This is a genomic window from uncultured Winogradskyella sp. (assembly GCF_947496485.1).
Classification (GTDB): Bacteria; Bacteroidota; Bacteroidia; order Flavobacteriales; family Flavobacteriaceae; genus Winogradskyella.
Genome location: NZ_CANMCZ010000004.1, coordinates 208,937 through 233,975 on the forward strand (window position 1 = coordinate 208,937; position 25,039 = coordinate 233,975).

At 34.5% G+C, this 25,039-nt stretch carries 21 protein-coding genes; 15 read left to right on the forward strand and 6 right to left on the reverse strand.

All coding sequences use genetic code 11. The features are described from left to right. Positions 1 to 90: 90 nt before the first annotated feature. The 3 genes from Q0822_RS13650 (at position 91) to Q0822_RS13665 (ending at position 3,365) form a co-directional block, all read left to right on the forward strand. Positions 91 to 1,515 (forward strand): hypothetical protein, encoded by a 1,425-nt coding sequence (locus Q0822_RS13650; RefSeq protein WP_299124594.1) that lies wholly within the window; start codon positions 91 to 93, stop codon positions 1,513 to 1,515. A gap of 445 nt (positions 1,516 to 1,960) precedes the next feature. Beyond that, complete coding sequence (locus tag Q0822_RS13660) at positions 1,961 to 2,722, forward strand: NYN domain-containing protein (protein ID WP_299124803.1); 762 nt, start codon at positions 1,961 to 1,963, stop codon at positions 2,720 to 2,722. Between the two features lie 235 nt (positions 2,723 to 2,957). Further along, a complete protein-coding gene (locus Q0822_RS13665; protein ID WP_299124596.1) occupies positions 2,958 to 3,365 on the forward strand; it encodes a DUF2452 domain-containing protein in 408 nt (135 codons plus the stop codon). Between the two features lie 16 nt (positions 3,366 to 3,381). On the opposite strand, the gene Q0822_RS13670 is transcribed toward Q0822_RS13665, so the two are convergent. The 5 genes from Q0822_RS13670 to Q0822_RS13690 form a co-directional block, all read right to left on the reverse strand. Further along, positions 3,382 to 4,113 carry a hypothetical protein gene (locus tag Q0822_RS13670; protein ID WP_299124598.1) on the reverse strand — a complete coding sequence of 244 codons (732 nt, stop codon included), beginning with the start codon at positions 4,111 to 4,113 and terminating at the stop codon, positions 3,382 to 3,384. A gap of 365 nt (positions 4,114 to 4,478) precedes the next feature. Then, positions 4,479 to 5,387, reverse strand: a complete 909-nt coding sequence (locus tag Q0822_RS13675; protein ID WP_299124599.1) for a hypothetical protein — start codon at positions 5,385 to 5,387, stop codon at positions 4,479 to 4,481. Between the two features lie 421 nt (positions 5,388 to 5,808). Further along, positions 5,809 to 9,093, reverse strand: coding sequence for a S41 family peptidase (locus Q0822_RS13680; protein WP_299124600.1), 3,285 nt, complete (start codon positions 9,091 to 9,093; stop codon positions 5,809 to 5,811). A 409-nt stretch (positions 9,094 to 9,502) separates the two neighbouring features. Beyond that, positions 9,503 to 11,242, reverse strand: coding sequence for a gamma-glutamyltransferase (ggt, locus tag Q0822_RS13685; RefSeq protein WP_299124602.1), 1,740 nt, complete (start codon positions 11,240 to 11,242; stop codon positions 9,503 to 9,505). After that, positions 11,239 to 11,841: an ACP phosphodiesterase gene (locus Q0822_RS13690; protein ID WP_299124604.1), complete on the reverse strand. Its 603-nt coding sequence runs from the start codon at positions 11,839 to 11,841 to the stop codon at positions 11,239 to 11,241. Before Q0822_RS13690 ends, ggt begins: the two co-directional genes overlap by 4 nt. 235 nt (positions 11,842 to 12,076) lie before the next feature. Between Q0822_RS13690 and glmM the strand changes: the two genes are divergently transcribed. Beyond that, the gene (glmM, locus tag Q0822_RS13695; RefSeq protein WP_299124606.1) at positions 12,077 to 13,465 is read left to right on the forward strand and encodes a phosphoglucosamine mutase; all 1,389 of its coding nucleotides are present in this window, start codon (positions 12,077 to 12,079) and stop codon (positions 13,463 to 13,465) included. Between the two features lie 36 nt (positions 13,466 to 13,501). After that, positions 13,502 to 15,004, forward strand: coding sequence for an aminotransferase class V-fold PLP-dependent enzyme (locus Q0822_RS13700; RefSeq protein ID WP_299124608.1), 1,503 nt, complete (start codon positions 13,502 to 13,504; stop codon positions 15,002 to 15,004). Between the two features lie 376 nt (positions 15,005 to 15,380). Here Q0822_RS13700 and Q0822_RS13705 read toward each other — a convergent pair whose 3' ends face one another. Beyond that, complete coding sequence (locus tag Q0822_RS13705; protein WP_299124610.1) at positions 15,381 to 16,271, reverse strand: lysophospholipid acyltransferase family protein; 891 nt, start codon at positions 16,269 to 16,271, stop codon at positions 15,381 to 15,383. 57 nt (positions 16,272 to 16,328) lie between these two features. Here Q0822_RS13705 and Q0822_RS13710 point away from each other — a divergent pair, with 57 nt between their 5' ends. The 10 genes from Q0822_RS13710 (at position 16,329) to Q0822_RS13755 (ending at position 25,035) form a co-directional block, all read left to right on the forward strand. After that, a complete protein-coding gene (locus tag Q0822_RS13710) occupies positions 16,329 to 16,979 on the forward strand; it encodes a rhomboid family intramembrane serine protease (RefSeq protein WP_299124612.1) in 651 nt (216 codons plus the stop codon). Positions 16,980 to 17,172: 193 nt separating this feature from the next. Beyond that, positions 17,173 to 18,558, forward strand: a complete 1,386-nt coding sequence (mnmE, locus tag Q0822_RS13715) for a tRNA uridine-5-carboxymethylaminomethyl(34) synthesis GTPase MnmE (protein ID WP_299124615.1) — start codon at positions 17,173 to 17,175, stop codon at positions 18,556 to 18,558. 130 nt (positions 18,559 to 18,688) lie between these two features. Beyond that, positions 18,689 to 19,141 (forward strand): helix-turn-helix domain-containing protein, encoded by a 453-nt coding sequence (locus Q0822_RS13720; protein WP_299124617.1) that lies wholly within the window; start codon positions 18,689 to 18,691, stop codon positions 19,139 to 19,141. 7 nt (positions 19,142 to 19,148) lie between these two features. Continuing rightward, a complete protein-coding gene (locus tag Q0822_RS13725) occupies positions 19,149 to 20,243 on the forward strand; it encodes a site-specific integrase (RefSeq protein ID WP_299124619.1) in 1,095 nt (364 codons plus the stop codon). Beyond that, on the forward strand, positions 20,243 to 21,190 hold the full coding sequence (locus Q0822_RS13730; protein ID WP_299124621.1) for a DUF6617 family protein: 948 nt from the start codon (positions 20,243 to 20,245) through the stop codon (positions 21,188 to 21,190). The genes Q0822_RS13725 and Q0822_RS13730 overlap by 1 nt, the downstream gene beginning before the upstream one ends. A gap of 160 nt (positions 21,191 to 21,350) precedes the next feature. Beyond that, positions 21,351 to 21,650, forward strand: a complete 300-nt coding sequence (locus Q0822_RS13735; protein WP_155087805.1) for a helix-turn-helix domain-containing protein — start codon at positions 21,351 to 21,353, stop codon at positions 21,648 to 21,650. Beyond that, complete coding sequence (locus Q0822_RS13740; protein WP_299124622.1) at positions 21,647 to 21,943, forward strand: helix-turn-helix domain-containing protein; 297 nt, start codon at positions 21,647 to 21,649, stop codon at positions 21,941 to 21,943. Before Q0822_RS13735 ends, Q0822_RS13740 begins: the two co-directional genes overlap by 4 nt. Then, on the forward strand, positions 21,930 to 22,838 hold the full coding sequence (locus tag Q0822_RS13745; protein WP_299124623.1) for a BT4734/BF3469 family protein: 909 nt from the start codon (positions 21,930 to 21,932) through the stop codon (positions 22,836 to 22,838). The genes Q0822_RS13740 and Q0822_RS13745 overlap by 14 nt, the downstream gene beginning before the upstream one ends. After that, positions 22,835 to 24,586 carry a DUF3987 domain-containing protein gene (locus Q0822_RS13750; protein ID WP_299124625.1) on the forward strand — a complete coding sequence of 584 codons (1,752 nt, stop codon included), beginning with the start codon at positions 22,835 to 22,837 and terminating at the stop codon, positions 24,584 to 24,586. The genes Q0822_RS13745 and Q0822_RS13750 overlap by 4 nt, the downstream gene beginning before the upstream one ends. Before the next feature lie 155 nt (positions 24,587 to 24,741). Next, positions 24,742 to 25,035 (forward strand): helix-turn-helix transcriptional regulator, encoded by a 294-nt coding sequence (locus Q0822_RS13755; protein WP_027879787.1) that lies wholly within the window; start codon positions 24,742 to 24,744, stop codon positions 25,033 to 25,035. The last annotated feature ends 4 nt before the right edge of the window (positions 25,036 to 25,039 follow it).

The window sequence follows — 25,039 nt, forward strand, 5'->3', positions numbered from 1 at the left end:
AACAGCGACTCAATCAGAGCCGCTTTATTTATGCAATAAAACCAATGAAATAGCAAAGCTTATTACTGGTAAACAACTTACTGTTCAATTATGAATCATTTTTCAGACAAAGAATATCAAATTCTAAAACAAGATACGGCCGAAGTTAGAGCATCCATAAACCGATACATAGGGTATATTATCACTATAACAGGTGTTTCAGGATTTATAAAGTTTTATTTCGATAGTGAAATTGGCACCTCTGGCACCTTAACCATGTTTTTTGTGTCATTACTGGTTTTAACACTGTTGTTCGAAGTGGTATGGTATAAATTTAAATCGCACAACCGCATGGTGGGTTACATGCAATTATTAATGCAAGAAGTAGATGCCTTCCCTTACCATATTATTGATACAAACAAGCATTGGAAAAACAAGGACTATATAAAATATTGGAAAATATATAAGGAAGAACCCTACGATAAAGGCCTTAAACACTGCTTTAGTTGGGAATTTGTAATGTCTAGATTAAATAGCAACCAGTTTAACAAAAATAAAGATTATGATGACGAATTAAAATCCTTTACCAACGCCTTAGATAAAAGTAATTTTATTTTCAGTCTACCAACTAATTTAATGGCCTATACAGGCATTATGGATTGTTATGATGACGAGAATAATAAAATTGACCGAGATGTCGATTTTGTTTCAAATATTGTGTTTCCTATACACAAAAAGAACAATTCGATCGCTATGTGGAGCTTGCCTCCGTTTAAGTATTTAAGATTTTTATATTTCAATAAGAATAAGGATATAAAATTAGACCATATCACTGTAGAGAAGAGATACTTGGTTTATGGTTGGGGCTATCCAAGAAAAATAACTCAAATTGCATTTATGGCGGTGTGCCTAACCTATGCCTTTTTTACGTATTATATAGTCAATAACTATGAGTGGTATTACAAGTCTCCAAACGATGTAAATACAGAGGTAAAAGATAACTTAAACCTAATAAGCGACGCTTTATCTCAATTAACATTAGACCTCTCCCTACCCTTAATTCTATTTATAGGCTCTAGTTTTATTCTTAGATTCTGGTTTATGAGATATGTTAAAGGCTTAAAAGAGCTCGTTTATGGTAAACATTCTATAGATTATTACTGTTGGGATTTCTTTGTGTACAGAGTGCAAATGCTCAATAATAAAGATTTAGTACCCATGTATTATTCCAGAGCTTATATAAGGTATTTTAAATCTAAACTCTATCTAGAAGTTTTAGAATATAATAAGAATAAGAAAACGATACTTAAGATTATAGGAGACGAAAATAGTCAGCATTTAGAGACGTATATAACAGATTTAAAAGCGCATAAAGAATTTTCTGAAACTACAAAAAGCAAAGCACTGCACTCAGCTTTAGTCAAAGCGTTTAAAGCCATGAAAAAGAACGCTAAAAAGCCTGGTGAGAAAAATATCTCTAAAGTTATATTGCAACGCTATTTTGAACCTATTGAGTTTGCATCTAAAAAAACGTAACGAAAATGAAACACCTCCAAAGGATGAAGGTGCTCAAAACATAGAAAACAAAGCACTGCCATAAAAAATGCTAAGGTTTTAGCTAAGCCTAATAAGGCAGATATGATTATTCATCGCTAAAGTGGTAGGGTTCGGGATCGGATTAGTTATAGAGAAGATTAGTTAAAAAATAGCTTGTTTATTTAGCAACTATAATTTCACTACCTTATAAATTCTAACAAATCCGTTAGATTAAAACAAGTTACCATGGCTAAATCAAAAGATTCAAAGAAAAACGTAAAAAAAGAAGCAGCATTAACACCTAAAGAAAAAAAGGCAGCAAAACGTGCTAAAAAAGCAAATCGCCAATAAAGACTTAAGCATAGATTAATAAAACCACTTCATTTGGAGTGGTTTTTTGTTATAAAGCTATTACCTTTAGTAACAACTAAAACGCATAACAGTGATAGACATAAAATTAGCCGTACTCATCGATGGAGATAACATACCATCAGCTTACGTAAAAGAAATGATGGAAGAGATTGCTAAATATGGCAATCCTACTATAAAGCGTATTTATGGCGATTGGACAAAACCGCATTTATCCAAATGGAAAAATATGCTCTTAGAAAATGCTATTACACCTATACAGCAGTATGGCTATACCACTGGTAAAAATGCCACCGATTCTGCAATGATTATTGATGCTATGGATATTTTATATTCAGAAAAAGTGGATGGTTTTTGTTTGGTCTCTAGTGATAGCGATTTTACACGTTTGGCAACGCGTTTGCGTGAAGCTGGTATGGCAGTGTATGGGATTGGAGAAAAGAAAACACCAAAACCGTTTATTGTGGCCTGCGATAAATTTATTTATATAGAGATTTTAAAAGACCAAGTTTCAGACTCTGAATCTGAAGCCACAGAAATTACTAAAGGCCGTAAAAGTAGCTACGATAAAATTACCCAAAAAGAGATTCGGTTTATCGCATCAACCATAGATGATGTGTCCGATGATGATGGTTGGGCGTTTTTAGGTGATGTTGGGAGTTTACTGCAAAAGAAACAACCCAATTTTGATTCTCGTAATTATGGCTTTCAGAAATTAACTCCGTTGATTAAATCCATTCCCAATTTCGAGATTGAAAGACGTGAAGACTCAAGAGGGCACAAGAAACTGATTTATGTAAAAATTAAAGAGGTGGCATCTAAAGGTAAACGACGCTAAACCATTATTACTCTGCAGAAAGAAATAGTCTATTCAAGGGATCTAGATGCAGATTACTACGTCCTTCGTCCTCGTAATGACGTAACTAGTAGTTTTTATGTTAGAACATTTCTTGTTTAAGAAGGATTAAAAAATAGGAATTGGACGTAATTATATTAAATGAATTATAAAAAAAATGTCGTCCGTATCTCCATAACAGTTAAGGGTCTTATCTTTGCAAAAAAGAATTGCATTTATGTCTAAAGCCAAAAAACCAGATCAGATTGTATTTAATGAAGATACACAAAGCTATGATGCGGCTTTAAAACCGTATGCGACTAATGTTGGTGCACCTGCCATTAGAGTTACGGATAACTCCACCTGGAAAAATAGAAATATCGATAAGGCCAATAAGCAAATTAAATCTAAATATTTAGAGCTTAAAGCGGAGTACGATAAAATGATTGAAGAGTTAGAGTATAATACCTTGGTGTATAATTCGCGCTACAATTTTGAGCCTATTGTTGGTGAGACCTATCATTTATATCGCGATAAAAATGAAGACGCCTTTTTATCTATTATAGCTCCGTCTGAGAGTAATTTCGATTTTATAGGAAGCTTTACATTAAATAGCGAGTTTGTTTGGAAAAAGAGTGCTGACTAATTTTTTTATGTCGGTTCTATAGATTCAAACCTTTTACATTTCCCATTTCTAAATCCAATACTAATAATTTATGAAACGTTGGCAATTGGGCTCCACTTTCTGTGGTCGTCCAGTTCTCCCAAGAGGCTTCTAAACCATCAATAGGCAAAATCTGTGTCCACATTTGGTAGCTTTTTGGTTTTCCACTAGCATCAAAATGCCATAAATACGAATCACCAGGTGTGCTGCCGCCAGAGGTGTAGGTAACAAGTAAAGCCTCTTTGTTATCTTCTGTGGTGACTAAGCGACGTTCTACACCAGCATCAAAGACTTTGTATGGAGCAACGAGCCAAAAGGAGTCGTTGTTAAAGTAGCTTTCTGCTTTATGGATGTAATCGTGTTTTTCAATACCATTATACTCCTGTTTGGCTACAAATACCTTAGAGTTGTCATGGTTTTCTAAATCTAAAATCACAGTGATTTCATCCCAAGTGACTTCGCAAGTCTTGTCAGTTTTGTACCATTTGTAATGGTGTATGCCTTTGAAGGTCCACTCTAAGTAATCGGTATTATGATAGGCCTCTTCGTTTAATGCGGTTAGCATTCTGGTTGCGAGTTCATCCGCTTTTGCTCCTTGCTGTCCTGTTGGTAAAGGTTCGTTGTATTTGAGATATAGGAATCCGAAGAGTAAGAGGGTTGGTAGGGTGAAGAAGATAATGACTCCTCCTATGATTTTAAGGATGCGTTTGGTTTTTGATTTTTTTGCCATGAATTATTTTTTTGTAAAGTATTTAAATTTTTTATTGAGTTCATTTTTTTCTTGATAAAAAAACGAACCAAAAAAATCAAGACTGCCGATGATTTAGCTAAACATATTGTTCGCTACGGCACAAAAATAATGTGTTTCGATTAATATGGTAATTAAGTTCACCAAAAAATCAATTCGTAAAGTATATTATGTTCTTATACCATCGATTTTTGCTTTTTCCTTCGCTTCACTGCATGTTTTACGCTAAATAATCGAAGGTCGGGTTTTCCGACTTTGTCGGAATTTCAAGTACATTATTGGCTTAAAGGTTTTGTCATGCTGAACTTGTTTCAGCATCTATTTGCCTGTGAGATCCTGAAACGAGTTCAGGATGACAAAGTGAATAACTTTTCTTTTATGGCTTTAGCCAAAACATTTGCGGCTTCAGGATGATGTCTGAACCATAATTCAGGTTCTATGAGTTCTAATTCTGCTAAAGCAATCTTTCCGTTATTATCATTAAAAATATCAACGCGTGCATAAAGCGGTAATTCATCGCAAGCGTTCACAGCATGTATAGCGAATTGAATTTCTGCTTCTGTTGGAATATAGTCATAAACAGAACCTCCAAAATCATCTTGCACTCTAAAATCACCAGCCTTTGCCTTTTTGAGAATAGCATGTGTAAACTGCCCATTAAAGACCATCATAGACACTTCACCTTCGGTTACAATATTGGTTTGAAAAGGTTGTAGCATCATGGCTTCGTTAGCAATCAGTGTTTTAAATACCGCTTCGTGCTTATCTAAATTTTCTTGGTTGAGCTTGTAAGTATGTCGCGCTGCACCAGAGACGCAAGGTTTTACGACGGTTTCTTTCCAACCTGTTTCAGTATGTAAATCTTTTAAAGTTTTAGATGAGCCCACTTCAATAAACACCGTTTCTGCAATATGAACTCCATTTTTTTGAATGTCTTGTAGATAGTGTTTATCGATGTTCCAACGAATTAATCGTTCAGAATTTATAAGTTGTGTTTGTTTAGAGACCGTAGTTAACCATTCTGAGAACTCATCAAAACGGTCGAAATAATCCCAAGTGCTTCTAAATAAAATTGCTTTGGTAGTTGACCAATCAAATGTTGAATCATCCCAAGCTTTTCTATCAACGTTGAGGCCTTCAGCTTTTAGAGTATTTACTACTAATGCGTCTTCATAAAAGACATTATGTTTGTATGGATCATCACTATCATTTAAATAGCGATGATCTGTTAAGACAACGACGTCGTATTTTCGCATACTGTTTCTATGTTTTTATGTTCATTTTGCCTTGATGCAAACTGCGAAGCATATCATGAGCTCCATAAAGTAAGTATCTGCGAATAAACGAACCAAAAATTACTCAATATTCTATTTTATTAAATTGGATTCCGTGAATCTTCGATTTCAAAACGATTTATAATGAAATTGCTGAAGCACCATTCGCTGATGCATTAAAGTCACAAGATATTAAATAACTAATTATATTCAATCCTAGATACAAGTATTCAGCAAAGTTTAGTACTCATTATTTCTGAAAATCGTTGCTTCCGACGTTGTCGGAGTTTCAAGTAAATTATTGGCTTAAAGGTTTTGTCATGCTGAACTTGTTTCAGGATCTCAAGCTATATGAGATGCTGAAACAAGTTCAGGATGACAATATAATTGGCTTTATTTATTTTTAATTATCAGACTTATAACCAGCTGGTCGTTTCCAACGTACTGGCGCTGCTGGTTCAGGTTTCATTTTAAATTCATTGGCTTTCAATAATTTCAGAGCTTCTTGTACACCACGCTCTAACTGAGGATCGTTTCCTTTTGATGTTAATTTTGGATCTTGTATCACTTCAATATCTGGCGCAACTCCTTCGCCTTCAACAGCCCATTCGCCATCAACATCATAAAAACCGCCACGTGGTGCGACCATACGTCCACCATCAATAAAACGCGGAGTATCCCAAGTGCCTACTAAACCTCCCCAAGTTCTGGTGCCTATTAATGGTCCAATGTTTTTCATCTTAAACATATATGGTAGTAAATCACCACCAGAACCTGCACGCTCGTTAATGAGCATTACTTTTGGTCCCCAAATTCCTGCAATCGGAGTGGTCCAAGGGCGTTTGTCACCAGCTTTACTATTAAAATATCCGAATAACTCTCGCGACATAATATCAATCATATAATCTGCAGCTGAGCCACCACCATTATTACGCTCATCAATCACAACTCCTTTTTTGTCTTGTTGCGAAAAATAGTAACGGTTAAAGGATGTAAATCCACCACCACCAGTGTTTGGTACATAGACATAGGCGAGTTTTCCATTGGACAATTCATCAACCTTTCTACGATTGCCTTCAACCCAATCAATGGTTCTTAAACCACGTTCGCTACTGACCGGTTTTACCAAAATGGTTCTGGCATCAGTCATGTTTGGTTTAGAGTTTACCGTAATATTTATTTCGCGTCCAGCAGTTTGTTCTAATACACTATAAGGATTTACACCAGAGGACAGCTTCTTGCCATTAATAGCCAAAAGATAATCACCTTCATTAACATTAATTCCTGGCTGCGCTAATGGAGCTTTTAGATTCGGATTCCAACGTTCTCCATTATATATTTTAGTAATCTTATAGTTACCTTTTTCTAACACAATATCGCAACCTAATAAGCCAACTGGTACACCATCTACATCAGGAAAATCTCCGCCAGACACATATGAATGCCCTACAGCAACTTCACCACTCATAATATCCACCACATAGTTTAAGTCGGTTCTATGACGCACATGGTCTATCCAAGGTGAATACCACTCGTAAACATCGTCCCAAGGAGCTCCATGCACATTGTCTACATATAAGAAGTCTCTCATATATCTCCAACCTTCTTTAAAGATTTGATGTGCTTCTGCTTTTGGGTCGAGCTTAATTTTAAGATTCGTTTTTAAATTGTCTTTACCTGGTTTTGGTGGTGCAGCAGCACTGGTTAAAACCCAACTTCTATTCTGAAAGAGTAAGACTGAATTCCGATCTTCTGATGCTACCATTTGATTAACACCATCAGCAAAATCTTCTGCCTTATCTTTTTCAATATCAAAAGCATGCACTTTTAATCCCCTTTCATTAGGAATAGCTTCTGCAACAAATACCTTATTCTTAGGGCCTTTGAGTAGTGCTACATAATTTCGAGCAGGAAGATTTAAAGCTACAGCACGATCGAAAATACCATTTTCGTCTATAGTAACTGTAATAGCTTTGTCACCGTTTGATCCATTTTTTTTGTCGTCTTTCTTATCGTTGTTTTTCTTTTTGTCATCGGCATCGTCCTCTTTTTTCTTGATTTCTTCCATATCATTCTTTGGAAGATTAGGTGCTTCATCTTTGGCACTTAATACCACAGCATACAAGCTCCGTGTTAAATTAGCGGCAGGATCGTAATTACTCATATCTAACCAACCTGTTTGTAATCCATAATTAGTACTTGCTAAGGTGTAAAGATATTTTCCTGAGGCATCCCAAACCGGAGTAATAGCATCGGCTATTGGATCCGTAATTTGAATCGTTTTTTTAGAATCTACATTGTAAGCAAAGATGGCTTTAAAATGACTTTCTTGTTGCTTCGCAAAGGCTATCCATTTGCTGTCTGGTGACCACACCGGATTCATAGAACGGTTAGGATGTGCATAGCGATCGGTAGCCACTTTAATGGTTTTTTTAGTATCTAGATTAAGAATCCAAATATTATAATGTGTATCTGTGTAAGCAATATGCTTTCCATCTGGTGACCAATCAGGTTGAAAGTAAAACGTAGGATTGGGTAATGAAATAGCTTCTGCATTCTGTCCGTCTTGATCAGCAAGCATTAATTGATATTCTCCGCCTTTATCAGAAAACCAAGCAATTTTATCTCCTTTTGGTGACCAAATAGGACTGCGATCTGCCACTCCAGGTGAGTTGGTGATATTGGTCCAAGTTCCATTTTCTTTAGGTACAGTGAAGATATCTCCTCTATGTTCAAAAATGGCACGTTTACCTTTTGGTGAGACATTAGGATTGGTTAAATTATTTGCTGAAACATCATCCCATTTTGTGCGATAAAAATTTAAGTCGGCTTTAACGTCTATATTTAATTGGTTACTACTTCCTGAATTTGGATCATACACATGAAGATAACCTCCTTGTTCGTAAACAATTTTATCTTTACTGGCATCTAAACTTTTTACATCGAATTTCTTATGAAGGGTAATTTGTTTTTCTTCCTTAGTTGACGGATTGAAGGACCAGATATTCATGGTATAATCGCGCTCAGACATAAAATAAACAAGACCATCTAACCACACAGGATCTAAATGACGCTCTTTAGTGGGTTGCGAGGTTCTGGTTAGTGCTTTAGTTTTCATATTCACTACCCAAATTGGCATGGCTTGTCCACCTCTGTAGTTTCTCCATTCGGCATCCCAACCTGTAATTGGTGTATAAGCGATATGTTTGCCGTCGGTAGACATTTCGCCATAGGCAGCTCTCGGAATATCTAAAGCTTCTGGTAAACCTCCTGTTGTAGCTACTGTAAAAAATTTATTAGTCATGGTTGGTTGACTTTCCCTGCCGGAGCGGAACAATACTTTTCCATCTGGTGTCCAACCTTGTACAAAATCTCCTGAAGGATGATATGTCAATCGCTTTGGTTCTCCTCCTTCAGCTGGCATTACATAGACATCTACATTACCATCGTATTGTGCCGTAAAAGCAATCTGTTTTCCGTCGTTAGAAAAATGAGGACTAGATTCGTAACCTTCGTCACTGGTAAGTCTAATGGCTGTGCCTCCGTTTATAGAAGCTTTCCATAGATCGTTAGCATACACGAATGCTACATCGTCTCCGTGTAATGTTGGTTGTCTTAATAGTTGTGTGCCTTGGGAAAACGTGAATAGTGAATAGCATAAGGCTAAAGTGAAAAAGATTTTTTTCATTTTTTGATTGGTTTTAGAAAGTTGATTTGTTGTAAGATTTGGTGATTATAAATATACAATTTACAAGATGAGAATTTTAGAAAACAATGTTAAAAACTTTTATACGTTCATTTTGCCTTGATGCAAAACGAACCAAAAGATCAAAACGATTTGTTAGGAAATTACTGCGTATCGCTCGCTAAGGCATTCATGTATTAGTGAATAGTTTTAGTACTTATTTCAATCCTTGATTGATTTTCAGAATAATTTATGTTGCTCGCTATTTCTGAAAATCGTTGCTTCCGACTTTGTCGGAATTTCAAGTGCATGTTTGGCTTACAGGTTTTGTCATGCTAAACTCGTTTCAGCATCTTACTATTGATTTAGATCCTGAAACTAGTTCAGGATGACAAAGTATAGCGGTTTTTTATTAAAACCCAACTGCAGTATCATCACCGCGATAATCTGCTCCTCCTTCTAAAGACCCATCGTCTAAAACAAGAATGGCTTCGACCCTTGCTGTAATTGGTGCTGCTTCTTCATTAATAAAATAGCCTTTTTCTGTGAGTTTTTGTTTTAAGTCTTCAGAAAATAAATCGACTTCCATACGTATTTGGTCTGGTAACCACTGATGGTGTAGGCGAGGTGCATCTACGGCGTCTTGCATTGTCATTTCAAATTCGTGGACATTCAAAATGGTTTGCAAAACAGAAGTAATAATTGTTGAACCTCCTGGAGTTCCTAAGACCATAAATAGCTTTCCTTCTTTTTCTATAATTGTAGGCGTCATAGCACTTAACATTCGCTTTTCTGGTGCAATGCTATTAGCTTTACCACCAATGAGACCATACACATTCGGAACACCTGGTTTACTGCTAAAGTCGTCCATCTCATTATTTAAGAAGAATCCAAGATCCTCAACAAATAGTTTTGATCCATAACCGCTATTTAGGGTTACTGTGACTGCAACTGCATTCCCAAATTGATCAACGATAGAGTAGTGCGTGGTTTCTTCGGGCTCTTGGTAATTAGCAAATTCGGAAACTTCCATAGTGTAATTCGGAATTATGCCATAAGAAATAGAATCTGAAGGTGTTATATTTTCAAATGAAAAACTTTCCATTCGCTCGTTTAAGTATTGAGTATCTAATAACTCTTTCATAGGAATATTTACAAAATCTGAATCTCCTAAATAGTAGCTACGATCGGCATAAGCTCTTTTTTCGGCTTCTACCATAACTTGAATAGCTTCAGGCGAATTATGCTCATATTGTCCTATATCATAAGGTTCCATCATTTTCATTATTTGTGCCAAACACAATCCACCACTAGATGGAGGAGCCATGGAAATAATATTGAGATTATCGTAATTAAATTGAATAGGTGTTCTCCATTTGGCTTCATATTTTTCTAAATCTTCAAGTGTAATGATACTCCCTTTAGATTGTAGATAATTGATCAGTTTTTTTGCGGTTTCACCTTTGTAGAATTCGTCGCGTCCATTTTTAGAGATACGCTTTAAAGTTTCTGCTAAAGCTTTATTTTTCAATAATGATTCTGCTGCAACCGACTTATTAAACATAGTTTGTTTTCCATTTACAGCCGTAATAATACTGTCATACAATATAAACTTATCGTGTTGTTTTTGAGTCACAATAAATCCTTCTTGAGCTAATTCTATAACAGGCTTCAACAAAACATCTATTGGTAAGCTGCCGAATTTTTTGTGTGCTGCAAAAATACCAGCTATAGTTCCAGGTATTCCAACAGCATGCACTCCTACAGTACTTTTATCTTTTACGACATTACCAGCTTCATCGAGATACATGTCTTTGTGAGCCGCAATAGGAGCTTTTTCGCGATAGTCAAGAGATCCGACCTCACCTGTATTTAGACGATATACCATAAATCCACCACCACCAAGATTGCCAGCGTAAGGATAGACTACTGCGAGTGCCATTTCTGTAGCGAACATAGCATCAAAAGCATTGCCACCTTGTTTTAAAATATCAACACCAATTTTTGAAGCTTCAGCACGAGCACTTACAACCATTGCTTTTTGGGCCATAAGCCCTCTGTTATTTGTTTTAGAATTAGATTGTGATTTATCAGTTTTGCAACTTGTTATACAAAGGAGTAATGCAATTAGTAAGACAAGGACACGGTTCATATATTAAATTGTTTTTCTATTTCTAAACGTTTATCGGTGCTGAATTCAATAAGGTCTTTAAAGAAAACTATAAAATCTTGTTCAAAAGCTTTGTAGTTTTCTTGCAGTTCTTTCGTGGCCTCATTCATTTTTGAGCGTCCTTTAGTTCTTCTGTTCATTCCATTTAAAACTAGTTGAATACCATCAATAGTAGCATAGCTTAATAACCAATTACCTTCTACCATTATTGGAGTCATTCTTTTAAAACGCTCTGGTAACATGTCTATATGATGAGTTAAACTTTTGTAGAAATCATCAACATATTTTTCTAGAGGAATATGGGAATAGGTTGTCCAGTTTTTTGCTAAAAAATGATCAAAAAAGATATCTATAATGACACCACTGTAATGCCCATAATTTTTGTGTAATCTTTTAGTGCATTGTCTAAAGACAGGATGCGCATCTGTATAGGAGTCAATTCTCCGATGCAACTGAATACCAACTTGTATTTCTGTAGGATACAACTTGTATTTATTGCCTCTAACACCATCTCCAACAAAGTTTCCGATGGTGATTAATTCGTTATTTCCCGAGAGGTAAATGTGCGCTAAGAAATTCATTTGTCGAATTTACAAATTCGTAATCACATTTTTGGATGAAGAGAGGGTTTAAAAACAATACTTCGATTTTGTTATGCGTCTTTTTAAGCCATTTTTCGTTCCTTTAATTCTCATTTAGCTATGGCTAAACTGCGATTTTGGTGCCTTAACTGACTCAAAAATTCACTATAACAAATGTCAAAAATCATTTTCAAACCGTCTCTAAGATATTATATTTGCTGAAAATTAAAACTATATGACTTTAATAAAATCTATTTCAGGAATTCGTGGCACTATTGGTGGAACCGTTGATGACAATTTAACTCCGATTGACGCAGTTAAATTTGCAGCAGCATATGGCACATGGTTAAAACAACAACGCAATAAAGATAACTATCGCGTAGTCGTTGGAAGAGACGCTAGGATTTCTGGTGAAATGATTCAGAATTTAGTAATGAACACTTTGGTGGGTTTAGGAATTCATGTTATTGATTTAGGTTTGTCCACAACTCCAACAGTTGAAATTGCTGTACCTATGGAGCATGCTGATGGAGGAATTATTCTTACTGCAAGTCATAATCCTAAGCAATGGAACGCGTTAAAACTTTTGAATGCTAAAGGTGAATTTTTAAATGGTGAAGAAGGTCAGAAGATTTTAGAGATTGCTGAATCTAATACTATGAACTTTGCTGAAGTAGACGATTTAGGAAAAATCACCAAAAACGAAGCTTATATAGATTTACATATTGATGAAGTTTTAGAATTACTACTAGTTAATAAGAAAGCCATTGAAGCAGCTAACTTTAAAGTGGTTGTTGATGGAGTGAATTCTACAGGTGGTATTGCTATTCCTTTATTGCTAGAGCGTTTAGGAGTACATCCTGTAAAATTATATTGTGACCCAACTGGTCATTTTCCACATAATCCAGAACCACTTAAAGAGCATTTAGGAGATTTGGCTGAAGCTGTAGTTAAGGAACGCGCTGACTTTGGTATTGTAGTAGATCCGGATGTAGATCGTTTGGCATTTATGGATGAGACTGGTGAAATGTTTGGTGAAGAATATACTTTGGTGGCTTGTGCAGATTATGTATTGAGTAAGACACCTGGAAACACTGTAAGTAATATGAGTTCTACTAGAGCTTTACGAGATGTTACTGAAAAGCATGGTGGCACTTATGAAGCGAGTGCTGTTGGCGAAGTGAATGTTGTTAATTTGATGAAGAAAAACAATGTGGTTATTGGAGGCGAAGGTAATGGAGGTATTATTTATCCTGAATCACATTATGGACGTGATGCTTTAGTTGGTGTAGCATTGTTCTTGAGTTTATTGGCTGAAAAGAAAATGAAAGTCAGCGAATTAAGAGCGACGTATCCTAATTATTATATGAGTAAAAAGAAAATACAATTAACTCCAGGATTAGATGTCGATGGTATTTTAAGCACAATGGAATCTAATTATAGTCACGAAAAATTAACGACTATTGATGGTGTTAAAATTGACTTTGCTGATAGTTGGGTACATTTACGCAAGAGTAATACGGAGCCAATAATTAGAATTTATACGGAGGCTCCATCTCAAGATGCGGCTGATACCTTAGCAGATCTTTTCATTGCTGAAATTAAGGCTGTTGCTAATATTTAGTATCTTTGAACTACTAATTAAACCCATAAAAGGTCTATGATTTCTGAAACTAATACTATCGAAGCTATTGATTTAGAAGCTTATTTTGGTAAGTTCAGAAAACATATTATTGGTCAGAATCAAACTTTTATCTCACCTTACGGTGAGCAAAAAATCATCTACACGGATTGGACAGCTTCAGGTCGTTTATATAGACCGATAGAAGAGAAGCTTTGTAATGAATTCGGACCTTTTGTGGCTAATACGCATACCGAGACAACGGTTTCTGGTACAGCAATGACCAAAGCTTACCATAAAGCCAAACAGATTATAAAAGATCATGTAAATTGCAATGATGATGATGTCTTAATTGTATCTGGTAATGGTATGACTGGTGTAGTGAACAAGTTTCAACGTATACTAGGTTTAAAAGTTCCTGAAAATTTAAAGGATTATACGAATATACCTGATGAGATGCGACCTGTAGTTTTTGTAACACATATGGAGCATCATTCTAATCAGACGTCGTGGCTAGAAACTATGGCTAAGGTTGAGGTTATCCCACCAGATGAAAATGGTCTGTTTAGTCTTAAAAACCTAGAAAAGTTATTAATTCAATACAAAGATTGTACTATTAAAATTGCCTCCATTATTGGTGGCTCTAATGTTACAGGCATTCAGAATCCACATCATAAAATTGCTAAATTAATGCACCAACATGGTGGAGTTTGTTTTGTAGATTTCGCGTGTTCTGCGCCTTATGTTACTATTGATATGCATCCTGAAGATGAAGACGAACAATTAGATGCGATTTTCTTTTCTCCTCATAAGTTCCTTGGTGGTCCAGGTACTTCGGGTGTTTTGGTTTTCAATAAAAAGCTATATAAAAATATGGTGCCAGATTGTCCAGGTGGAGGTACTGTAAGCTGGACTAATCCTTGGGGCGAACATAAATACATAGATAATATTGAAGATAGAGAAGATGGTGGTACACCAGGTTTTCTTCAAACTATAAAAACAGCCCTTTCTATTCGGTTAAAAGAACAAATGGGAGTTGCCAATATGCTAAAGCGCGAGCACCAATTGGTCACTACAGTATTTGAGACGTTAAATGACGTAGATAATATTAATATTCTTGCTAGTCAACATAAAGAACGTTTGGGTGTCATTTCATTTTATATTGACGATTTACATTATAATCTAGGAGTAAAGTTATTGAATGATAAATTTGGAATTCAGACGCGTGGTGGGTGCAGTTGTGCTGGTACTTATGGACATTTTTTATTACATGTAGATCAGAAAATGTCTCACGAGCTGACCAATGAAATTTCAATAGGAGACTTAGTGCGCAAACCAGGTTGGATACGAATGTCTATTCATCCAACAACAACAAACGCAGAAATTGAGTTTGTTTGTGATAGTATTAAAGATTTAGCAAAAAATCATAAAACTTGGGCTCAGGACTATGAATACTCAAGATCTAATAATGAGTTTGTTCATAAATCACTTTTAGACAAACCTTGCACGGCTACTAATGTCGATAATTGGTTTGATTTATAATAAAGTCAGTTGTGGATTCAAAGCCATCACATCATTCAGATGAAATCTTAAAAAGACGATATATTGATGGTAAAAGCTATAAATATCTTAAAAAGCATTTAATGCTTCAAGGGTTTAGCAATAATGCGTCTGTAATAAAATTAAAGTCAGTTGATAATCAATTTAAAACTCTAAGATTAAAAAGGGCTAAAAAGGATTTACTGATAGCTATTATTTTGATTTCAGTTCCACTGATGAACTTTATAATTTTCTATTTTGATTTAGTAAGCGATTTTCGGTACAAAATAGGTCTTATACAAATATGCTGTATCCTAGCTTCTAGAGTCTTTTTTCTATCTTACTATAGCGTTGTGCGAGATAAGGATAAATTTTAATCTTATTGAAATTCAGCTGGCACTTTATCTCTATGTTTCCAGCGTTTGTGTGTCCACAAATAATATTCAGGTGCTTCCAAGATTTGCTCTTCTAAAAGTTTAAAGAATATATCTGTGATTTCATAATTTTTATATTCTTTTGGGTGTTCTGTAATCGTATTAAAAGTTGTTTCATAAAAGCCACGTTTGATGCGTTTCACACTGAAAAACACGACTGCCATATCCAATTTTTTTGCCAACATCTCTGCACCTGTATACATAGGTACTTTAATACCCATAAATTCATTCCAGTGAAATGCTTTATTGACTTTTGGCGATTGGTCTGAAGCGAATCCGTTAATCGTTAATTCTCCCTTTTTCTTGCACTCACTTAAAACCGAAAAGGTTTCTTTAGTAGTAATAAGATATGTATTGTGCCTTGCCCTAATACGCTTCACTAACTTGTCAAAATATTTATTAGCTAAACGTTTGTATATCGCGTAGCCTTTGTGCTCTATATATTTTTGCAGTATAAAAATCCATTCCCAACTACCATAATGGCCACACATTAAAATAATACTGCGTTGTTTTTTTTCGAGATCGTTAATAACTTCTATGTTAGTGAATTTATAGCGCTTTTTTAACTCAGCTTCTGAAATAGATAATGATTTAATTGCTTCTACCATCATATCACATAAATGGTGATAAAATTTACTTGTGATAATAGAAATTTCGTTTTCAGATTTATCAGGGAACACTAATCTTAGGTTTTCTTTTACTGTAGATTTTCTATAACCAAATACGCGATAAAGTAAAAAATAGAGTACATCAGATAAGCCATAAAGTAGCCTAAATGGAAGAATAGAAACTAACCAAAGGATAGGGTAAACTAATATATAGGCAATAAGTTGCATAGACGCATGTTCTTTCTAAAGCGCAAATATATTATATTTGAATCAATAGATAGTTTTATGAACTTAGATCCGGTTACAATTGCAATAATAGCAACGAACGTCATAATGTCTTTTAAAGGATTTGGTGATCGTTTATTTTTTGAAAAATATAAATTTAATGTAGGAAGTATAAGAAGAGGTGAGCAGATACGCATGTTTAGTTCAGGTTTTTTACATGTAGATACTACACATTTATTTTTCAATATGTTTACGCTTTATTTCTTCGCAGATGCTGTAATATTTGAACTTGGTCAATTAAATTTTATAATCATTTATGTTGCGAGTTTAATATTTGGTAATTTACTATCGTTATATTTTCACAAGGAAGAGTATTGGTATAACGCGGTAGGTGCTAGTGGAGCAGTAACTGGTGTCTTGTATGCAGCAATACTTTTACAACCAGAAATGAATTTGTATATGTTCTTTGTACCTATACCAATTCCGGGCTATGTTTTTGGTATTGGCTATTTGTTATACTCTATTTATGGCATGAAAAAAAGAATAGGAAATATTGGGCACGATGCTCACTTTGGAGGAGCAGTAGGCGGTTATGCCGTCACACTTATACTATTACCGAGTTTATTTGAAACTGATTTAGGTCATATAGGCTTATTGGCGATACCTATTATTATTCTTTTTGTTTTGTATAAAACAGGAAAGCTCAATTAACTCTAATTGAGTCTCCTAATAATTTTAGATAAGATTAATTATTTAAAGAATCACACAATTTCATTGCCTTACACTTAATAAGACTAAGCAGAAAAATTGAAAGATACTTTGCGAAGTAAATCTTAAAATAGTTCCTAGCCATTTTATAAGAATCATAATATTTTACAATACTTTTGTAGTAAAGCAAAGAACTATGCATAACGATACTATTGTAGCTTTAGCAACTCCTTCTGGTAGCGGAGCGATTGCTGTAATACGTTTATCTGGTGATGATGCTATTGCTATTGCTTCACAAAACTTTAAATCAGTTTCTAATAAGGTTTTAAAACAGCAAAGTACGCATACCATCCATTTAGGACATATCGTTGATGGTGAGCGAACAATTGATGAGGTTTTAGTCTCTATTTTTAAAAATCCAAATTCCTATACTGGTGAAGATGTCATAGAAATATCTTGTCATGGCTCATCTTATATTCAGCAGGAAATCATTCAGTTGTTTTTAAGACAAGGTTGCAGAATGGCAACTGCTGGTGAATTTACGCTAAGAGCTTTTTTAAATGGTAAGTTAGATTTGAGTCAGGCAGAAGCTGTAGCCGATTTAATATCAAGTGATAATGAAGCTTCTCATCAAATAGCTATGCAGCAAATGCGTGGAGGCTTTTCTTCTGAGATTGCTAAACTTAGAGAAGAACTTCTAAACTTTGCATCTTTAATAGAGTTAGAGCTCGATTTTGCAGAAGAGGATGTAGAATTTGCAGATAGAAAACAATTTAAAGAGCTTATAGAGCGGATTAACTTTGTGTTGAAGCGTTTGATAGATTCTTTTGCTGTAGGTAATGTGATTAAAAATGGTATACCTGTAGCCATTGTTGGAGAACCAAATGTTGGTAAATCCACATTACTTAATGCCTTGCTCAATGAAGATAGAGCTATTGTATCTGAAATTGCAGGAACTACAAGAGATACTATTGAAGACGAGATCTCCATTGGAGGTATTGGTTTTCGATTTATAGATACAGCAGGTATTCGTGAGACTCAAGATATTGTTGAGAGTATTGGCATAAAAAAGACCTTCGAAAAAATAGAACAATCTCAAGTGGTCATTTATTTGTTTGATGCTCAAATGAATATTAAAAATTTGGAAGCTGTAAGAGTTGAGATTGAAAAAATACGAAACAAACACCCGCAAAAACCTTTATTGATTATAGCGAATAAAATAGATACTCTTGACGATATTCAATTAGCAGAAATTAATGCATCAATTCCAGATGTCTCATTATTATCTGCTAAAACTGGCTTTGGTGTCGAGCAATTGACAAATTCACTTCTTAACTTAATAAATACAGGTGCATTAAGAAATAATGAAACCATTGTCACTAATACACGTCATTACGATGCTTTGTTGAAAGCTTTTGAAGAAATACAAAAAGTGCAACATGGATTAGAAACAGGACTCTCTGGTGATTTGTTGGCAATTGATATACGCCAAGCCTTGTATCACTTTGGTGAGATTACGGGAGAGATTACTAATGATGATCTATTAGGCAATATTTTTGCGAATTTTTGTATTGGGAAGTAACTTACTTTCTTTTATTTGTTAATCCCTTGTTATTGTAGACTTTATAGTGTTTTATCTTCTTTTATTTGTTGCTTATTTGCTCTTTTTTGATTAAATTTGTTGTGTATCTGTTGCCTTAAATACAGATTTGTTGCCCAAATCTGTTGGCGAGATTAAAGGCGAAATGATGCACCATAACGCACCACGTTGCACCATTGCGCTACATAAAGCACCATTTATGAGCAGTAATTTATTCATTCCTAAAACTTGTAAGCATTGTGGTAATGCGTTCACAGCACGTACAACAGTTACCAAATACTGTGGCGATATTTGTGCAAAAAGAGCTTATAAGGCACGCAAGCGTCAAGAAAAAATCCAAGCTACTCTTACTGAAGATATGCAACAACAAAAAGAAATTGTTGAGGTTCACAATACTAATGCTGTAAATAACAAAGATTTTTTAAGCGTAACAGAAGCCTCACAACTTATTGGGGTGAGTAGATGGACCATTCAAAGAATGATTCAACAAGGACGTTTAAAAGCGGTTCCTTTTGGTAGAAAGCGTATTGTGGCCAGATGGCAAATAGAAAACCTCTTTAATTAATTCCATTATGAAAGTAACATTAAGACAACGCAAGAAGAACGACAAAATAAGCCTGTATTTAGATTACTATCATAAAGGCAAACGTAAAACAGAATACTTACGCTTATACCTTACACCTAATCCTAAAACAAAAACGGAAAGAGAGGTTAATAAAAAAACCAAACAATTGGCTGAAACTATATGTGCACAGCGACAAATTGAAATTCAAAACGGTATTTATGGCTTTCAAGATATTGAGAAGCTAAAAGGTAGTTTTATTACTTACATCACAGCTTTAGCAGAAAAGAAAAATACAAGCTCTGGCAATTATGGTAATTGGAATAGTATGCTAAAACATTTAAAAAAGTTTTGTCCAACAGATGTTAGTTTTCAAGACATAGACAAATCGTTTGTTGAGCGTTTCAAAGAGTATTTAGATAAAGATGCAATAGGTAGAGCAGGTAAGCAACTGTCTCAAAATTCAAAATATTCGTATTACGGTAAATTTTCAGCTGCATTAAAACAAGCGGTCAAGGATGGCATATTAAAAGTAAATCCTGCAAATGGTGTAGAGTATTTTAAACAAGGTGAACCTCAACGAGAATTTTTAACGCTTGATGAATTACAAAAGGCAGTTAATACAGAATGTGAACTGCCTATTTTAAAGAATGCTTTTATTTTTTCAGCTTTAACCGGATTACGTTGGTCAGATATTGAAAAACTAATATGGTCAGAAATCCAGCACTCAAAAGAAATGGGATGTTATATCCGATTTAGGCAAAAGAAAACTAAAGGAGTTGAAACCTTACCAATATCAGACCAAGCAAGAAATCTATTAGGAGAAAAAGGTAATCCAGACGATAAAGTATTTGATGGCTTACATTATAGTGCCTGGTCTAATTTAAAATTACAACAATGGATGATGAAGGCAGGTATTACTAAAACTATTACGTTTCATTGTGCGCGTCATACCTACGCTACCTTACAATTAACTTTGGGTACAGACATATATACTGTATCAAAATTATTAGGTCATAAAGAGTTACGCACTACACAGATATATGCCAAAGTAATTGACGATAAAAAGAAAGAAGCTGCTAACCGTATTCAACTGGATTTATAATGAAAGGAAGTATATTTTCAAGTTTGGTTTCTATAACCAATGGCTTACATAGAGATAATAGACAGGAAAAGGATTTTAAATACCTACTGTCTGATTTTAAATTGAATCCAAAAGCCAATAATGCAGTTTTTAAAGTAAACTTTAAAAAGCCTTTAAATGCGAAAAAAGAATACTATCAAAAGCTAATATTTAATGAAACAGAAAATACAGTAGCATCATTTGCGAAGGAATTTCCTAAAAATGCAACTACACCAGAAAATAAATACACCTATATCATTCTACTTAATAAATTTGATAAGTACTTAAATGACATTGCAACTTATATCAATAAAAGAGGAATAACAGCAGATTTAAATAATGATGACAATTATATCATAAACAACCTAAAAGCGTCTGTTATGAGGTTGTATGCTGAACTACAAGAGCAATACGGACAGTTTTCGGAAAATACAAAATTCTCTATTTCTGAAATTGCAGAAAAATACTTTAATGATGAAACTTTTGATGTTAGCTTAATAGAAAAGAGCACCACTAAAAAAGTTGCTACCAAAAAAACATCAAAATCTAAAGCAACACCCAAGACTTCTTTTGGATATAAAAGTAATGACACTTCAACTTTGCTAACTGTACTTAAACAAGTAAATCTAAAAATCGATTTGTTAGATAACCGCACAACTGTTGAACAGTTGCAACAATTGTTATTAGCAAAAGATTTTGCAAATACAGAATCGCAAATTTATCTTCAATGTGAAACTACACAGTTTAGTTACCTTGTAACAAAACTTAAACCGTTTTTTAATGGTTTCAATCCTACCTCAATAGAACGTTCTGGAAAATTTATTACTAAAACAGGTACGCTATTAAAGGCGAATAATCTTCACAAAAACAAAGTTCACAACCCAAAAGAAAAGGAAGAAATAGATAAAATCATCCAACAACTGCAATAAAAAACAGTAAGAATAGTAAGAAACCTTACTGTTGTCTTACCCTTGTTTTACACTCTTACTAAAATCGGAAAGCCAATTTTGAACCTTTGTCCTGTTCTTGAAAACCAAGAATGACATTTGGCCAGATGTCCATTTACTATAAACTAAAATTTTATTAGTTATGGACGAAATATTAGAACGTCTCAAAATTATCGAACAGCACGTTTTAGACAGAAACATTATTGTAAAAAACGTATTGAGTTTTAACGAAGCGTGTAAGTTTTTGGAATTATCACAATCCCATTTATATAAACTTACAAGCACAGGAACCATTCCACATTATAAACCGAATGGTAAGAAAATTTATTTTAACAGAGTTGAATTAGAACAATGGTTATTAAGTAACCGTGTTGATTCACAAGACGAAATCGAACAGCAAGCTGCCGATTACCTCATTAAGAAAGGAGCGGTGAAGTTATGACGGAAATAATCGATTTACTCTTAACGCTCTCACAAGATATTAAGGACTTAAAAGCACGTATCGAATTGTTGCGACAATCGAGAGCAGAAGTATTAAAAGATACGTGGATAGACAATCAATATGTATTGCAGACCTTACATATAAGTAAGCGAACACTACAAACTTTAAGAACCAATGGTACTTTGCCTTACAGCAAAGTAAAAGGTAAATTTTACTATAGAGTTGCTGATATAGAGCAATTGCTTCAAGACAACTACTACAACCATAATTTCAAGCAAGATGGAAATAAGTAGAGAAGCAATTTTAGACAAAACACATTATGGTTTAAAAATCTATGCCTATGTGTTGAGACAGTATTATCCTAATCAAACAGTCCTTTCTGTAAAAGGAAGGGACTGTGGGATAACTCGCAATCCGTTTAACGGTGGTAAAGAAACCTTACATATTCATATTGATGGTATAATAGCAACACATCGAGATACAGAATTAGAAGCCTTTAAAGGTGATGTATTTGATTTTGCACAATACCATTTTAGAATAAACGATGAAGAAGAATTATTCCAGAAGATAAATCAAGAGTTACATTTAAATTTAGAAATAAAAGAGAAAGACGAATTAGAATGGCTTAATGAACCAGATGATACCTGGTATGCTAACTGTAGCTTTTTCAAAGCACCTGTTCGCAATGTGTTTCCTTCGGAAACTCTGCGATTACATCAAGTATTTGAATTAATCACAAGTGATAAATACAAAAGAATTACTGAAGAGTTAAGAGCAATTACCAATGTAAAAGAAGCACGTAAATTCAAAGCGAATCGCTTTGATTACGTAACACTTTCAGGAATATTTGAAAAACGTAGTGATAGCAATTTGCTAAAGCATTCTAATTTATTAACTATTGATTTTGACCATTTAGAGAATCTACAAGAGTTAAGAACACAACTCTTAAATGATGAATATTTTGAAACCGAAATGCTCTTTATTTCACCATCTGGTGATGGCCTAAAATGGATTATTAGAATAGATATTTCAGAAGTATCGCATTCAGAATATTTCACAGCAGTAGCAAATTACATTAAACACAATTATAACATTGAGGTTGACCAGTCAGGTAAAGACGTTTCCAGAGCGTGTTTTTTACCATACGACCCAACAGCCTTTTTACATAAAAGACATCAAGCATTATGAGTAAAATATTTAATCCAAAAGATTGGTTAGAAGTTCCTAAAGAGCAACCTCAACCAAAAAGCAACACAGCAACAACCAATGTTGTTGCTGTTGCTGATAACGACATTGAACCCTACATTTCAGCAATCGAGCAATCAGGTACAGACATAACAGGAAGTTATGCCACTTGGAGAGATTTAGGCTTTGCTTTAGCAGAAGAATATGGAGTAACAGGAAGAGATTATTTCCATCGTATAAGTAAAAATTATGCAGGTTACGATGCTAAAGAGTGTGATGAACAATTCAACAAATGCTTAAATGCAAAAGGACACGGAATTACTATTGCTACCTTTTACCATAACGCACATCAATCAGGTATCAAACCGACCAAACAACAGTACAACAACGAAGTTGCAACAAACGTTGCAACTATTGTTGATACACCCAACCAAGCAATGCCAACAATACCGGATGAGGTATTTAATACCTTACCGCAGTTTTTACAACAAGTTGTAAATCCAGCGAGCAGTCAAGAGGAAAAGGACATTTTGTTGTTAGGAGCTTTAACGGCTTTTAGTGCCTGCTTTCCTAAACTCTTTGGTATCTACGACCAACGTAAGGTGTTTGCTAATTTATATCTTTTTGTAACTGCACCTGCATCTGCAGGTAAAGGCAGGCTTAATCAAATTAAAAATTTGGTAGAACCTGTTCACAAGTTAAAACGTGAGCAAGCCAAAGTTCTAAAGCAACAATTTAATACAGAAATGGCAACTTATAATATGAACAAGGGTAAAGATGAAAACTTGGAAAAACCAAGTAAACCACCAGAAAGAATGCTGTTTATTCCTGCCAACAATAGTGTAACAGGCGTATATCAATTAATTTCTGATAATGATGGTAGAGGATTAATTTTTGAAACCGAAGGAGATACATTAGCACAAGCCTTTAAAAGCGATTATGGTAATTATTCCGATGGATTTCGTAAAGCCTTTCATCACGAAACCATAAGTTATTATCGTAGAACCGATAGAGAATATGTAGATATAGAAAAACCGTGTTTATCAACAGTATTATCAGGGACACCAAAACAAGTGGCAACCTTAATACCTAATGCAGAAAATGGTTTGTTTAGTCGTTTTATGTTCTACTATATGAATATCAAACCAACTTGGAAAAACGTGTTTCAAAATAGCAATAAAGTAGGTTTAGACGATTACTACAACCAATTGGGTAGCGAGTTTTTAGAACTGTACAAAACGCTAAAAAACAATCCAGAGATTGAAATACGGTTAACCACAACCCAACAACAGCAATTCAATACGTTTTTTGAATCTTTACAGACCAAATACATCAACCTACAACCCGAAGAGTACATCGCAACGATAAGGCGTTTAGGCTTAATTGCGTTTAGGATAATGATGCTATTCACAGCATTTCGTATTATGGAAGATGGTGATGTAAACCCAACCAAAAAATGTGAGGATATAGATTTTGAAAACGCACTAACCATAATTTCAATTTTAGTAAAACACAGTAGTAAAGTTTTTAACGACTTACCTATTGAGCAAAAAGCAACAAAACGATTAAATAGAAAGGAACGCTTTTTAGAAAGTTTACCAAAGCAGTTTAGCAGACAAGAGTATTTAGATTTAGCCACAAAACAGAGCATACCACATAAAACCGCAGAAGGTTATATTACCAAATTTGTTGATGCAGGATTAATACACAGAGAAGCACACAATAACTACTCAAATCCTGCAAAGACATAGTTAAGGATTTCGAGGATTTAAGGAAATGATTAAATGGATTTCCTCAAATCCTCAACTTCCTCATTACCTGTTAATAACTGTTTATATCTTTTTACTTTCCTTTTGTTTCCTTTTCTTAAATTAGACAAATATTGACAAGTCTAAATAATTCTATTATGGAATTTGGGGAATACATACGCTCATTGCGTGAAAAACGCAATTTGCTATTAAGGGAAATGGCTGCAAACCTAAATATGGACGTTGCCTATTTAAGCAAAATAGAAAGAGGAAATCGGATGGCAAGACGCGAACAAGTAGTTGCTTTTGCCAAAACATTAAAAGAAGATGAAAACGAATTAATTAAGCTATGGATGTCCGAACAAATTGTACTAATGCTCAAAAATGAAAAGGAACATACGGAAATCCTCAAAATAGCGGAAGAAAATTTAAATAGATTGACAAAAAAATAATAGT

Excerpts from the sequence above, each read along its gene's own strand:
- Q0822_RS13650 (WP_299124594.1), top strand. The coding sequence starts at position 91 with ATGAATCATTTTTCAGACAAAGAATATCAAATTCTAAAACAAGATACG.
- Q0822_RS13665 (WP_299124596.1), top strand. The coding sequence starts at position 2,958 with ATGTCTAAAGCCAAAAAACCAGATCAGATTGTATTTAATGAAGATACA.
- Q0822_RS13670 (WP_299124598.1), bottom strand. The coding sequence starts at position 4,113 with ATGGCAAAAAAATCAAAAACCAAACGCATCCTTAAAATCATAGGAGGA.
- Q0822_RS13675 (WP_299124599.1), bottom strand. The coding sequence starts at position 5,387 with ATGCGAAAATACGACGTCGTTGTCTTAACAGATCATCGCTATTTAAAT.
- Q0822_RS13680 (WP_299124600.1), bottom strand. The coding sequence starts at position 9,093 with ATGAAAAAAATCTTTTTCACTTTAGCCTTATGCTATTCACTATTCACG.
- ggt (WP_299124602.1), bottom strand. The coding sequence starts at position 11,242 with ATGAACCGTGTCCTTGTCTTACTAATTGCATTACTCCTTTGTATAACA.
- Q0822_RS13690 (WP_299124604.1), bottom strand. The coding sequence starts at position 11,841 with ATGAATTTCTTAGCGCACATTTACCTCTCGGGAAATAACGAATTAATC.
- glmM (WP_299124606.1), top strand. The coding sequence starts at position 12,077 with ATGACTTTAATAAAATCTATTTCAGGAATTCGTGGCACTATTGGTGGA.
- Q0822_RS13700 (WP_299124608.1), top strand. The coding sequence starts at position 13,502 with ATGATTTCTGAAACTAATACTATCGAAGCTATTGATTTAGAAGCTTAT.
- Q0822_RS13705 (WP_299124610.1), bottom strand. The coding sequence starts at position 16,271 with ATGCAACTTATTGCCTATATATTAGTTTACCCTATCCTTTGGTTAGTT.
- Q0822_RS13710 (WP_299124612.1), top strand. The coding sequence starts at position 16,329 with ATGAACTTAGATCCGGTTACAATTGCAATAATAGCAACGAACGTCATA.
- mnmE (WP_299124615.1), top strand. The coding sequence starts at position 17,173 with ATGCATAACGATACTATTGTAGCTTTAGCAACTCCTTCTGGTAGCGGA.
- Q0822_RS13725 (WP_299124619.1), top strand. The coding sequence starts at position 19,149 with ATGAAAGTAACATTAAGACAACGCAAGAAGAACGACAAAATAAGCCTG.
- Q0822_RS13730 (WP_299124621.1), top strand. The coding sequence starts at position 20,243 with ATGAAAGGAAGTATATTTTCAAGTTTGGTTTCTATAACCAATGGCTTA.
- Q0822_RS13735 (WP_155087805.1), top strand. The coding sequence starts at position 21,351 with ATGGACGAAATATTAGAACGTCTCAAAATTATCGAACAGCACGTTTTA.
- Q0822_RS13740 (WP_299124622.1), top strand. The coding sequence starts at position 21,647 with ATGACGGAAATAATCGATTTACTCTTAACGCTCTCACAAGATATTAAG.
- Q0822_RS13745 (WP_299124623.1), top strand. The coding sequence starts at position 21,930 with ATGGAAATAAGTAGAGAAGCAATTTTAGACAAAACACATTATGGTTTA.
- Q0822_RS13750 (WP_299124625.1), top strand. The coding sequence starts at position 22,835 with ATGAGTAAAATATTTAATCCAAAAGATTGGTTAGAAGTTCCTAAAGAG.
- Q0822_RS13755 (WP_027879787.1), top strand. The coding sequence starts at position 24,742 with ATGGAATTTGGGGAATACATACGCTCATTGCGTGAAAAACGCAATTTG.